Origin of the sequence: Hymenobacter piscis, assembly GCF_018760735.1 — a bacterium.
GTDB lineage: Bacteria > Bacteroidota > Bacteroidia > Cytophagales > Hymenobacteraceae > Hymenobacter > Hymenobacter piscis.
The window spans coordinates 24307-36542 of sequence record NZ_JAHHZN010000002.1; the positions used below are offsets into that span (position 1 = coordinate 24307).

The following is a 12236-nucleotide window of genomic DNA, read 5'->3' on the forward strand; positions in this document are numbered from 1 at the left end:
AAAACGAGTTACTCCTCTTCCAGCACCGTGAACTCCAGGGCCAGCGGGTCGAAGGCGTCCAGCAGCTGATTGATGAAACCGGGGTTGTTGATGAGGATGTTGAGCACGTTGTCGGAGCGTTCCTGGAGGTGACCGTTGGGCAGCAGCTTGCTCAGCAGGTTGCTGAGCTGCTGGTAGGCGGTTTCGTGCTTGGCTTCGGCGGCTTTGCTCAGGCGCTTTTCCAGGTTGCCCAAGATGCCGCTGGCTTTCTGCTGCTCGGCGGCCACGGCTTTTACCAGCGTGGGGTCGAGGCGCCGGGCCAGAGCGGCTACGGCTTCGAAGGCGGCGGCCAGCTGCTGCTGCTCGGCGGCCAGGTTTACTTCCTCCTGACCCAGGTGGGCACCCACCCGCTGCTTGAGCGTCGGCAGGTCCAGGAAGATGTCGGTGGTTTCCAGGCCCAGCTTGCGCAGTTTGCCGGCATTGACTTTGCTGATGAACTGGGCCGAGTTGCGGGGCAGCAGCACCGGAAATGGCACCTGGTTCTGGTCGAATACGCCCCTGAGCTGGAACCAGTAGGCCACCTCCGCCCCGCCCCCGATATAACAGAGGTTGGGCAGCAGCAGCTCCTGGTACAGGGGCCGCAGCACCACGTTGGGGCTGAACTGCTCGGGATGCTCCTGGGCCAGCGCCAGCAGCTCGGCCTGGGTGTGGCAGCGGCCGGTGTTGCGCACCGTAATCTGCACGCAGTCCTGGGCCGCGTCGTACTCCAGCCGCTCCCGCTTGCCGCCGTCGGTGAGGAAGAACAGGTTGAGGGGGCGCGAGTAGACCTGGGGCTTGTAGCCGGCGGCTTCGAGGCGGGCGTTGGCCGCCTGCACGGCCTGGTTGGAGGCCTGCGCCTGAATCTCCTGCTCCAGCACCGGTACCAGCGCCTGCTTCAGCGCCGGCACATCCGCATCCAGACTCACCAGCCCGTACTCGCCAAACAGGTCGTGCGTCAGGCGGCGGGTAGCTTCGGCCAAGGTGCCCGACTGCGCATAGGCCTCGCGGAACAGCGCCGGCACATCGGCGGGCAGCTGGTCGAGCAGCTCCTCTTTCAGGCCCGCCAGCGGCAACCGACCCACGGGGCCGCCCTGGTCGGCGGCGTTCCACTCATACTTTTTGCCGAACAGGTTGAGGTGGTTGATTTCGGCGAAGTCGTGGTCTTCGGAGGCCATCCAGTACACCGGCACGAAATCGTACTGCGGGTATTGCGCCTTCAGCTGCCGGGCCAGCTTCACGGCCGTCACAATCTTGTAGATGAAGTATAGCGGCCCGGTGAGCAGGTTGAGCTGGTGGCCGGTGGTGATGGTGAACGTCGTGTCCTTCGCCAGCAGCTCCAGATTGGCCTGTACCGCCGGATTTACCGCAGGCAGCGCGGCGTACTGCCGGCGTAGCTCGGCTACCAGCCGTTGCCGCGCCTCGGGCGTGTACTGGGCCTGCTTCTCTTGTATCTGCTCCTCGAAGGCAGCCAGCGTGGGGAAGCGGTGGTAAAACGGCTGCAACGCTTCCGCCCGGGCCAGATAATCGGTGAGCAAAGAGGAAAACGCGCCGGTTTCGGCGTACGAAAGAGTCGTGACGGACATACGAGAGAAGGATAATCGGGCTATAACCGGCCAGCGGCCACAAAGTAACTGGGTATTTTTTGGGATGGGCTGAATAAACGAACGTCATTCCGAGCGAAGGCGGAGCCGAAGCCGAGGAATCTCGCGTGCTGATGTTGCGCCAGTAAACCCTTACGACAGGATTACTATTGCACGCGAGATTCCTCGGCTCCGGCTCCACCTTCGCTCGGAATGACGTTCCTTTTGCCTTTGACAGCTCAAAAAAACCTACACCAGCTTGCCGTACAGGTCGAAGTCCGAGGCCTCGGTAATCTGCACCTGGGCGAAGTCGCCGAGGCGCACGTAAGTGTCTTTGGTGGCGGGAACCAGCACTTCGTTGTCTACCTCGGGCGAATCGAACTGGGTGCGGCCCACGAAGTAGCCACTTTCCTTGCGGTCGAAGAGCACCTTGTGGGTCTGGCCCACGCGCTCCTCGTTCAACTCCATCGAAATGCCCTGCTGCAACTCCATAATCTGGTCGGCGCGGTCCTGCTTTACTTCGGCGGGCACGTTATCTTCTAGGGTATAGGAGTGCGTGTTGTCCTCGTGCGAGTAGGTGAAGATGCCCAGGCGGTCGAAGCGGGTTTCCTCCACGAAATGGTAGAGGTCCTCAAAATCTTGCTGGGTTTCGCCGGGGTGGCCGGCAATGAGCGTGGTGCGCAGCGCAATGCCCGGCACGCGCTGGCGGATGGTGTCCACCAGCTCCACCGTGCGGCGCTTGCTGATGCCGCGGCGCATGGTTTTCAGCATGTTATCCGAAATATGCTGCAAAGGCATATCCAGGTATTTGCAGATGTTGTCCCGCTCGTTCATTACGTCCAGCGCGTCCATCGGGAACTGCGAGGGGTAGGCGTACTGCAGCCGGATCCAATCGATGCCGTTCACGTCGGACAGGTTGCGGAGCAAATCGGCCAGCTTCCGCTCGCCGTAGTGCTGCAGGCCGTAGTAGGTCAGGTCCTGGGCAATGAGAATCAGCTCCTTGGTACCCATGCTGGCCAGCCGGTTGGCTTCCTTCACCAGGTCCTCGATGGGGCGGTCCATGTGCTTGCCGCGCATGAGCGGGATGGCGCAGAACGAGCAAGGCCGGTTGCAGCCCTCAGCAATCTTGAAGTAAGCGTAGTGCTTGGGCGTGGTCAACAACCGCTCGCCCACCAGCTCGTGCATGTAGTCGGCCTCCAGCGTTTTCATCAGCTGGGGCAGCTCCAGGGTGCCGAAGAAGGCATCCACCTGCGGGATTTCCACCTCCAGGTCATCCTTATAGCGCTGCGAGAGGCAGCCCGTCACGTACAGCTTGTCCAGCTTGCCAGCTTCCTTCTCGTCGGCGTAGCGCAGGATGGTGTCGATGCTTTCCTGCTTGGCGTTGTCGATAAAGCCGCAGGTGTTGATGATGACGATGTTGGCGTCGCTCTGGTCGGCTTCGTGCGTCACGTCAAACTGGTTGGCGCGGAGCTGGCCCATGAGCACCTCCGAGTCCACGAGGTTCTTGGAGCAGCCGAGGGTGATGACGTTGACTTTATTGGCCTGCTGGCTTCTTACTTTCATGCTGGATGGAGTAGGCGGGCGGCCAGGCAATTTCTTATCAGTGAGAAACTTGCCCGCGTCTGGCCCGCGACGAAAATCGGACCGCAAAGGTACGCAGGCGGCAACACCTTTTCCTACTGAGGAAGTTTCTTTTGCCAACCGGAACCGCGGGTGTAGAAACAGTCATTCCGAGCGGAGCGAGGAATCTCGCGTGCTGACGTTGAAGTACTTCTGCAACGTCAGCACGCGAGATTCCTCGCTCCGCTCGGAATGACGAGCCGGATGGTAAGGCCTACTTCTTAAACAGCGAATTCACGAACGTCGTCCGGTCGAACAGCTGCAAATCGGTCATCTTCTCGCCCACGCCGATGTAGCGCACGGGCACCTGGAGCTGATCGGAAATGCCGATGACCACGCCGCCCTTGGCCGTGCCGTCGAGCTTGGTGATGGCCAGGGCCGATACTTCGGTGGCTTTGGTGAACTCCTTGGCTTGCAGGAAGGCGTTCTGGCCGGTGCTGCCATCGAGCACCAGCAGCACCTCGTGGGGCGCATCGGGAATCACCTTCTGCATCACGCGCTTGATTTTGCTCAGCTCGTTCATCAGGTTCACCTTGTTGTGCAGGCGGCCCGCCGTGTCGATAATCACCACGTCGGCGCCCATTTCCACGCCTTTCTGCACCGCATCGTAGGCCACGGAGGCCGGGTCGGTGTTCATGCCGTGCGAAATGACGGGCACGCCCACCCGCTGGCCCCAGATGATGAGTTGATCCACGGCCGCCGCCCGGAAGGTATCCGCCGCCCCGAGCACTACCTTCTTGCCAGCCGAGTGGAAGCGGTGGGCCAGCTTGCCGATGGTCGTGGTTTTGCCCACGCCATTCACACCCACCACCATAATCACGAAGGGCGAGCCGGGGCTGTCGGGCCGGTCGAGGATGGCGCGGGAGCCAGTGGCGCCACTGTTGGCGTCGAGCAGCTCCACGATTTCCTCGCGCAGGATGCGGTCCAGCTCCGAGGTGCTCACGTACTTGTCGCGGGCCACGCGCTTCTCGATGCGGTCAATGACCTTCACCGTGGTATCGATGCCCACGTCGGCGTGTACCAGCATGGTTTCCAGGTCGTCGAGCACGGCCTCGTCCACGGTGTTGCGGCCGGCTACGGCTTTGCTGAGCTGGTCGAAGAAGCTGGTTTTGGTTTTCTGCAGCCCCTCATCGAGGGCCTGCTGCTGCTCCTTGCTTTCCTTGTCCTTCTTGAAAAAATCGAAGAGGCCCATGCGGGATTGGGGTCTGAGTTGGTGGGGTCCGGGGAACTGAGGCAACAAAGAACGTCATTCTGAGCGGAGCGAAGAATCTCGCGTGGCAAAGTAGCCCTAACATCAGGATGGCTTTAGCACGTGAGATTCTTTGCTTCGCTCAGAATGACGTTCTGATTTTCCGTCGTTGCAGCTACAACGCAAAAAAGTCCCACGATGGCGGGACTTCTTTACTTTAAATCAGGTAGCCACATGGGCGCCGGACTACTTAACGCCGCTGGAAATGTACTCCTGTACTTTGTCCACGGGCACCATTTCCTCGCGGAAGGTGTAGGCTCCGGTTTTCTCCGATTTCACGGCACGAATTACTTTCGCCCAGTCTTTACCGGTAGCGGTTTTCAGGGTTGCTACTACTTTCTTAGCCATGACTCAGGTTATTTAATTTCCTTGTGAACAGTCATTTTGCGCAGTACGGGGTTGAATTTCTTCAACTCGATACGCTCGGGCGTGTTCTTACGGTTCTTGGTGGTGATGTAGCGCGAGGTGCCCGGCTGCCCCGAGTTCTTATGCTCAGTGCATTCAAGGATTACCTGCACCCGGTTGCCTTTCTTAGCCATCTCGACGGGGGTTTTTGGATTAAGGACTGCAAAGGTACAAGGGAAATCGGAAATGCCAAATAGATTTGTTCATTGTTATGTGTGGTTAGGGCTTAGTGGTTAGGCACAACGGGGGCGGCAGGGGCCGCTTCCGCTCTTTTCCGCGGCTTGCCTAGCGCAGCTCCGGCAGGCGGAAGTCGTCCAGGGCGCTGGGCCGGGCCATCAGAGCCTCAATTTCGGCCACCGTCCGCGGCGCTTCCCGCGACAGATTTTCATAGCCCTGGCTGGTAATGAGCACGTCGTCCTCGATGCGGACGCCGATATTCCACCACTTCCGGTCGCAGGGGCTGCCTTCGGGAATGTAGAGGCCGGGCTCCACGGTGATAACCTGGTTAGGGGCCAGCGGGCCGTAGGTACCCCGGTCGTGCACATCGAGGCCCAGGTAGTGCGAGGTACCGTGCGGGAAATAGCGGCGGGCCTCCTCCGGCTTCCGGATCAGGCCCAGCCGCAGCAGCCCCGCCGTAATTACGGCGCGGGCGGCCTTGTCGGGCGCCTGAAAATCGGCTCCGGGCCGGCAGGCGGCAAAACCGGCCTCCTGGGCCGCCAGCACCAGCTCGTAAATCTGGCGCTGGGCGGGGCTGAACGTGCCGCCCGGCGGGATGGTGCGCGTCACGTCGGCCGTATAGCCGCGGTATTCGGCGCCGCAGTCCATGAGCAGCAACTCATTCTGCACCTGGGGCCGGCTGTTTTCGATGTAGTGCAGGATGCAGCCGTTGGCCCCGGCCCCCACAATGCTGGGGTAGCCTTCGAACTCGGCCCCGTACTTTCGGTACACGAACTCGTGCAGGCCCTGGACTTCCCGCTCGCTCAGGTCGGGCCGCACGGCTTTCATCACCTCCTGCTGGCCGATGGCGCTGATGCGCACGGCCCGGCGCAGCAGCACCAGCTCCTGCGCGGTCTTCACCTGGCGCAACCCGTTCAGGGCGTCGTGGAGGGCGGTTATGTCGTAGCGGCTGGCGGGGCGGGCCGCCAGGGCCTGCGTGCGCTCCGCCGCCGTGGTGGCGTTCAGGTAGCCCTGCACGTAGGCATCCCGGGCCAGCGCGGGGAAGTCGCGGGTCAGACTTTCGAGCAGGGACCTGACGCCGGCCGGATTGCTCCCCCCGTAGCGCTGCATGGTGCGGTAGGCATCCTCCTGCCGGGCGTTAAAGTCGGCGGGAATGGCGGCCTGCCGGCGGAAAGCCGCCACCAGGTCGAACAGGTCGGCGGAATCGGTCGGGTTGTCGCGCACCTCGGTGGGCAGTTCCGTGAACAGCACCGTGCGGAAGTCGGCCCAGCGGATACCGGCTCCGGCAAATTCCCGGTTATCGGCCACGAACTGGAGCTGGAGCTGCGCTTTGGCCCCGGCAGCCCCGAGGCGGCGGCCGGTCCACTGCTCGGCCCGGGGGTCGCGGGGCTGCACGAACAGCGCTTCCGTAACGTCGGCCTGCCCTGGCAGCGTCTGGGGTTCTTTGAAGAGCACCAGCACCGCCTCGGGCTCCGGGTAGCCGGTGAGGTAGTAAAAATCGGGGTTCTGGTGGTAGACGTAGTCCACGTCGTTGGCCCGGTTGCGCACGGGCGCGGCAAAGAGCACGGCTACCGACCGCGGCGGCAGGGCCTGGCGCAGCAGCTCGCGCCGCTCCCGGTGGAAGGCGGCCGGCAGGTGGTCGGCAGCGACGGAAGCCGGGGCGGGCGGCTGAGCGGCGGCGGCAGTGGTTGTGAGCAAGGCCAGCAGGGCCGGGCGCAGCCAGCGGAGCAGTGGCGCGAAGACTAAATTGGGCATAGGAGCGCGAAAGACCAGGAGCCGGGGGCCACGTTGCGCACCGTTGGCGCGGAAGGCAGCGGGCCGCACCCGGGCTTCCGCAGCCGGACCGGCCCGAAACAACACGAAGCTTCCGCGGCCCGCCGGCCTGAGTTATCAGGACCGGCCAACCGCGGAAGCTTCGCGAAGGAAAAAAATCGGGTAGTTTCTCGGAAAGAGAAGACTAGTACACGATGAAGCCCTGCTCCTTGGCCTTCTTCAGGACCGACATGATGCCGTTCTTGTTGATGGTGCGGATGGTGCTGGTAGCCACTTTCAACGTTACCCAGGCGTCCTGCTCGGGGATGTAGAAACGCTTCTTCTGCAGGTTCGGGTAGAACTTGCGCTTGGTTTTGTTGTTGGCGTGCGAAACGTTGTTGCCTACGCGGGTACGCTTGCCGGTCAGATCACAAACTCGGGCCATGATATCAGGAACTTAGTGGTTTCAATTCGGAAAAACAGGGCCGCAAATATCGGAATATTCTGGCAGGAACAAAACCCGTTGGCTGAAAAATAGCGGGTTAGGGCTCAGATCTTTTTTCCGGATCCCCGATTTCGGTCCTTCGCCGCTCGCCAGGGGCAGTGCCGGCAGCCGTTGCCGCAGCAAAAACCCCGGCGGCGGTGGTACTGCTCGGTGAACACCAGGTAGCCTTCGGGGGTGAGGTAGTAGTCGCCGGGTTGCAGGGGTTGGGCGCTGAAATCGGGCACGCGGAGGGGAAAAACGAGTGAGCAGCCGCAAGATACGCCGCCGCGGCCGCCCGCCCGGCCCGGAACCAAACCCGGCGTTGATTGTATCTTAAGCCGGGCCCCGCAACGCCCCTTCTGTTTCCGGCCTTCTCTCTTCCTTCGCCATGCGTACGTTCTGGTTGCTGCTGCTTGCTCTGCTGCCACTGGCCGGCCGGGCCCAGCCGACTGCTTCCGCGGCCCTGACCAGCCTGGTGCGGCAGACAGCGGCGGCCGACGGGCAGCTGCTGCCGGCCCCGTTGCTGCGTGCGGCCCACCGGAGCCTGGGCACGGCCCGCCAGCACTTCCGGGCCGGGGCGCCGGCCGGCCCCGCGCCCCGCCTCTACCTGCTGGTGCGCACCCTCAACGAAGCGGCCACGCCGGAACTGCTGGTGGTGGAACCCGCTTCCTGGCAGCAGACCCACCTGAGAGGCCGCATCGTGCGGGTGACCGACGGCCAGGTCAGGGCCGCCGCCGCCGTGGAGTTCGAGGAGGCGGCCGTGCTGGACTGGCTTCTGCTCTACCCCGACGGCCGCGAGGCCGGCAACCACTTCGGCAAATTCTGGGACCTGGAGGAGCGCCTGGCCAGCGAGGACCGCTAGCTGGCCGGCCCGCGGCGGCCACCGGCTTTTCCGTAACTTTGGCTATACCACCCATCAAAACCAGCTTACCCCATGTCTACTACTGCCCACTCCACTCCCGAAACCGCTACCCGCAGCCAGGAACTTATGGCCCTGGAAGACCAGTACGGGGCCCATAACTACCATCCGCTGCCCGTGGTGCTGGCCCGGGGCGAGGGCGTCCACCTCTGGGATGTGGAAGGCAAGCACTACTTCGATTTCCTCTCGGCCTACTCGGCCGTGAACCAGGGCCACTGCCACCCCCGCATTATCGGGGCCCTGACGGAGCAGGCCCGGACGCTGACGCTCACGAGCCGGGCCTTCTTCAACGACCAGCTCGGGGCCGCCGAAAAGCAGCTCTGCGACCTGTTCAACTACGACAAGGCCCTGCTGATGAACTCCGGAGCCGAGGCCGTGGAAACCGCCCTCAAGCTGGCCCGTAAGTGGGGTTACCAGGAAAAAGGCATTGCCCCCAACCAGGCCCGCATTGTGGTTGTCGAGCACAACTTCCACGGCCGCACCACCGGCATCATTTCCTTCAGCACCGACCCCGATTCCACCACCGGCTTCGGCCCCTACGTGCCCGGCTACCAGGTGATTCCCTACAACGACCTGGACGCCCTGGCCCAGGCCGTGCGCGACCCGCACGTGTGCGCCTTCCTGGTGGAGCCCATTCAGGGCGAGGCCGGGGTGGTGGTGCCCTCCGAAGGCTACCTGAGCAAGGCCGCCGCCCTCTGCCGGGAGCACAACGTGCTCTTCATTGCCGATGAAATCCAGACCGGTCTGGGCCGTACCGGCGAGCTGCTGGCCGTGTGCTACGAGGGCGTGCACGCCGATATTCTGGTGCTGGGCAAGGCCCTGAGCGGGGGCGTGCTGCCGGTGTCGGCGGTGCTGGCCCGCAACGAAATCATGCTCACCATCCAGCCCGGTCAGCACGGTTCCACCTTCGGGGGTAACCCCCTGGCCTGCGTGGTGATGCGCGCCGCCCTCGACGTGCTCACCGAAGAAAAGCTCACCCAGAACGCCCGCGCCCTGGGCGAGGTATTCCGGGAGCGGATGCGCCAGGTGCAGGCCCGCCGCCCCGACGTAGTGCAACTGGTGCGCGGCAAGGGCCTGCTCAACGCCGTCGTTATCAAGCCCGCCGCCGACGGCCGCACGGCCTGGGACGTGTGCGTGAGCCTGATGGAGCGCGGCGTGCTGGCCAAGCCCACCCACGGCGACATCATCCGCTTCGCCCCCCCGCTGGTAATTAATGAGGAGCAGCTGCACGAAGCCTGCGACGTAATTGAGCAGGTGATTATGGCGTTTTAACCGGCTTCGCCACGGCGGTAGCCCTGACTTTCATCCGGCGCCCGTCGTGTGAGGCCCCGCCATTCCGACTTTCCCACAACGGCCCGCCTTCCCGGCGGGCCGTTGGTGGTTACGGCCCGGGCCCGCGCCGCCCGCGGCCTTTCCCCGCCGACGATTTGCGGGAACTAACGGGGTCTGCACCAAGGTTGGCCGAAGAACTACGCGCTCCCTGCCGGGCGGCCGTACTTTTGACTCGTTACTTCCTCAAAATCTTCTGACTATGCGTGCTCTTCGGGTGTTTGTGTGCTGTGGTTTCGTGGCGTTGCTGGCCAGCTGCCAGACCAGCCGCACGGCTTTCGTGACCCGTTCTGCCACCCGCACTGCCCCCCTTACCCTGGCTCCCGATTCGGCCGGCACCGTGGTACTGCTCCACGACTCCCAGGGGCCCCAGGCCACCCGGGTGGTGATGTCGGCCTCCGAGGCTGCCGCCTTCCGCCAGCAATAGTCCGTTGCCCGCCTCGTTGCGGATTCGGAGCCGCCGCGCCGCCTTCCCCGGGGAGGTGGCGCGGCGTTTTTTTGCGCCCATCAGTCGCGGATCCGCGGCCTGCCGTTTGCCGCACCGGCTACTTTGTATCTACCTTGCCGCCATGCACGCATTTTTTCGGGGCCGCTGGTACGTGGCGGGGCTGCTCGTAGCCCTGGGCTGCCGTAGCGAACAGGCCGCTTTCTCCTTCCGCCCGGCCCTACCCGTCGTATCCGTTACCGCACCGCCCGGCCCTGCGGACTCCGGTCCGGGGGCGGCCGCCCCCCCGCTTTCCTCGGCTCCGGGCCCGGCGGCCTCCGGCCCGCGGCCGGCCGCCGCTCGGCCAGTCCCATCCCGGTCCCGGCCGGTAGCCCGGCCGTTGGGGCGACCAATGCTGCGACAGCCCCACCCGGAAGTTGCGGCTGCCCGGCCCCGCCGCCTAGCCGGCCCCGATACCCTGCACCTGGTGCTGGGCGGGGCACTGGTGGCAGCCGGCGTGGTAGTGGGGCTGCTGCTGGGCGGCTGGCTGGGCCTGGGCGTGGGGGCGCTGCTGGTGTTGCTGGGCTACTACTTCGTGGTGCTGGGCATCGGGGGGCCACACGCCTGGCTGGAAATTTTTCAGGAGTTCTTCAACATGTAAGCGGATGAAATGGCGGCTAACGTTGGGACTGGGACTGCTGCTGCTGGCTGGCTGCCGGAGCGAGCGGGCGGCGTTCCGGACTCCGCCCGCGGCCCCGGTCATTATGGCTCCGTCCCAAGCCGTTACGCGGCCCACCGATGAGGTGGGGGTAGCTTCCGAAGCCAAACCTGCCCTGCCGCTACCCGCGCCAGGTCCCTCTACTCCGCTGCCCGTTCAGGTTCCGTCTCCTAATCAGTACAAGCCTGCTCACTGGCCCTTGCACGAATTGGCAAGAAAGAAGAAAAGCAAAGCGGCCGCGGCACCCAGCGAACCATCTCCCCCACCTCCCGCTTCATCACCGACGCCCCGCGAGAAGGGCATATCCGACACCGCTTATTTCATTGGAGGAGAGGTTTTGGTAGTAGCGGGCATTGTAACTGGCTTGATTATCGGGGGCGGCACCGGGTTGCTCATCGGCCTACTGTTTTTCGTACCAGGGTATATTTTTTTATCCCGCGGGTGGACCGGTAGCTGGAAGCTGAAGTAACCGACTACTTGCCGCCGGCCGCAACCTTACCTTTGTGGCGGTTGTTCTATCCCGTCTTATCAATTCAACCCCGACCCATGCCCCAGCTCCCCACGCACCGCCCGCGCCGCAACCGCAAATCCCAGGTTATCCGCGACATGGTGCAGGAAACCCGCCTGACCACCCACGATTTCATCTTCCCGCTCTTCCTCATTGAGGGCCAGAACCAGCACGTGGAGGTCAAGTCGATGCCCGGTATCTTCCGGTTTTCGGCCGACCGGATTATAGAGGAAGTAGGCCGGTGCGTGGAGCTGGGCATCCGCAGCTTCGCGCCGTTTCCGAGCATCAACGAGGGCCTCAAGGACCGGCTGGCCCGCGAATCGGCCAACCCCGAGGGGCTCTACCTCAAGACCGTAGCCGACATCAAGCGCCAGTTTCCCGACGTGGTGCTGATGACCGACGTGGCCATGGACCCTTACTCCTCCGACGGGCACGACGGCGTGGTGGACCCCGAATCGGGCGAGATTCTCAACGATGCTACCCTGGAAGTGCTCGGCCAGATGGCCCTGGCCCAGGCCCGCGCCGGCAGTGACATCATCGGGCCTTCCGACATGATGGACGGGCGCGTGGCCTGGATCCGGGAGGTGCTGGACCGCAACGCATTTTCGCACGTGAGCATTATGAGCTACACGGCCAAGTACGCCTCCGCCTTCTACGGCCCCTTCCGCGACGCCCTCGATTCGGCCCCCAAGAAAGGCGACAAGAAAAGCTACCAGATGGACCCGGCCAACCGCCGCGAGGCTCTGCGCGAGCTGGCCCTCGACGAGCAGGAAGGGGCCGATATGGTGATGATCAAGCCCGCGCTGAGCTACCTCGACGTGATCCGGGAGGTGCGCAACCATACCCAGCTGCCCGTGACGGCCTACAACGTATCGGGGGAGTACGCCATGGTGAAAGCCGCCGCCCGGCAGGGCTGGCTCGACGGCGAGAAGACCATGCTGGAAGTGCTGCTCAGCATCAAGCGCGCCGGCGCCGATGCCATCCTGACCTACTTCGCCAAGGAAGCCGCCGAGGTGCTGCGCCGCGGGTAAAGCAGAAGGGAATTATTCGGAA

At 63.7% G+C, this 12236-nt stretch carries 13 protein-coding genes; 5 read left to right on the plus strand and 8 right to left on the minus strand.

What is annotated here, in order from left to right:
• Positions 1 to 8: 8 nt before the first annotated feature.
• The 8 genes from bshC to KLP40_RS02365 form a co-directional block, all read right to left on the minus strand.
• The gene (bshC, locus tag KLP40_RS02330; protein WP_215591981.1) at positions 9 to 1601 is read right to left on the minus strand and encodes a bacillithiol biosynthesis cysteine-adding enzyme BshC; all 1593 of its coding nucleotides are present in this window, start codon (positions 1599 to 1601) and stop codon (positions 9 to 11) included.
• 246 nt (positions 1602 to 1847) lie between these two features.
• Positions 1848 to 3161, minus strand: a complete 1314-nt coding sequence (gene rimO / locus KLP40_RS02335; protein WP_215591982.1) for a 30S ribosomal protein S12 methylthiotransferase RimO — start codon at positions 3159 to 3161, stop codon at positions 1848 to 1850.
• A 271-nt stretch (positions 3162 to 3432) separates the two neighbouring features.
• A complete protein-coding gene (gene ftsY / locus KLP40_RS02340; RefSeq protein ID WP_044015542.1) occupies positions 3433 to 4410 on the minus strand; it encodes a signal recognition particle-docking protein FtsY in 978 nt (325 codons plus the stop codon).
• A gap of 243 nt (positions 4411 to 4653) precedes the next feature.
• Positions 4654 to 4815, minus strand: a complete 162-nt coding sequence (locus tag KLP40_RS02345; RefSeq protein ID WP_215137845.1) for a DUF4295 domain-containing protein — start codon at positions 4813 to 4815, stop codon at positions 4654 to 4656.
• Between the two features lie 8 nt (positions 4816 to 4823).
• Positions 4824 to 5006 (minus strand): 50S ribosomal protein L33, encoded by a 183-nt coding sequence (gene rpmG, locus KLP40_RS02350; RefSeq protein ID WP_215591983.1) that lies wholly within the window; start codon positions 5004 to 5006, stop codon positions 4824 to 4826.
• A gap of 151 nt (positions 5007 to 5157) precedes the next feature.
• Positions 5158 to 6804, minus strand: a complete 1647-nt coding sequence (locus KLP40_RS02355) for an aminopeptidase P family protein (protein WP_215591984.1) — start codon at positions 6802 to 6804, stop codon at positions 5158 to 5160.
• Positions 6805 to 7006: 202 nt separating this feature from the next.
• Positions 7007 to 7246: a 50S ribosomal protein L28 gene (gene rpmB, locus KLP40_RS02360; protein WP_044003635.1), complete on the minus strand. Its 240-nt coding sequence runs from the start codon at positions 7244 to 7246 to the stop codon at positions 7007 to 7009.
• A gap of 104 nt (positions 7247 to 7350) precedes the next feature.
• The gene (locus KLP40_RS02365) at positions 7351 to 7530 is read right to left on the minus strand and encodes a DUF5522 domain-containing protein (protein ID WP_215591985.1); all 180 of its coding nucleotides are present in this window, start codon (positions 7528 to 7530) and stop codon (positions 7351 to 7353) included.
• Between the two features lie 143 nt (positions 7531 to 7673).
• Between KLP40_RS02365 and KLP40_RS02370 the strand changes: the two genes are divergently transcribed.
• The 5 genes from KLP40_RS02370 to hemB all read left to right on the plus strand — a co-directional run bounded on the left by KLP40_RS02370 (position 7674) and on the right by hemB (position 12214).
• A complete protein-coding gene (locus KLP40_RS02370) occupies positions 7674 to 8147 on the plus strand; it encodes a hypothetical protein (RefSeq protein ID WP_215591986.1) in 474 nt (157 codons plus the stop codon).
• A 72-nt stretch (positions 8148 to 8219) separates the two neighbouring features.
• Positions 8220 to 9476, plus strand: coding sequence for an ornithine--oxo-acid transaminase (gene rocD, locus KLP40_RS02375; protein WP_215591988.1), 1257 nt, complete (start codon positions 8220 to 8222; stop codon positions 9474 to 9476).
• Positions 9477 to 9735: 259 nt separating this feature from the next.
• Positions 9736 to 9960, plus strand: a complete 225-nt coding sequence (locus KLP40_RS02380) for a hypothetical protein (protein ID WP_215591989.1) — start codon at positions 9736 to 9738, stop codon at positions 9958 to 9960.
• Between the two features lie 142 nt (positions 9961 to 10102).
• Positions 10103 to 10618: a hypothetical protein gene (locus tag KLP40_RS02385; protein WP_215591990.1), complete on the plus strand. Its 516-nt coding sequence runs from the start codon at positions 10103 to 10105 to the stop codon at positions 10616 to 10618.
• Between the two features lie 603 nt (positions 10619 to 11221).
• Positions 11222 to 12214, plus strand: a complete 993-nt coding sequence (gene hemB / locus KLP40_RS02390) for a porphobilinogen synthase (RefSeq protein WP_215591991.1) — start codon at positions 11222 to 11224, stop codon at positions 12212 to 12214.
• Positions 12215 to 12236 lie beyond the last annotated feature (22 nt).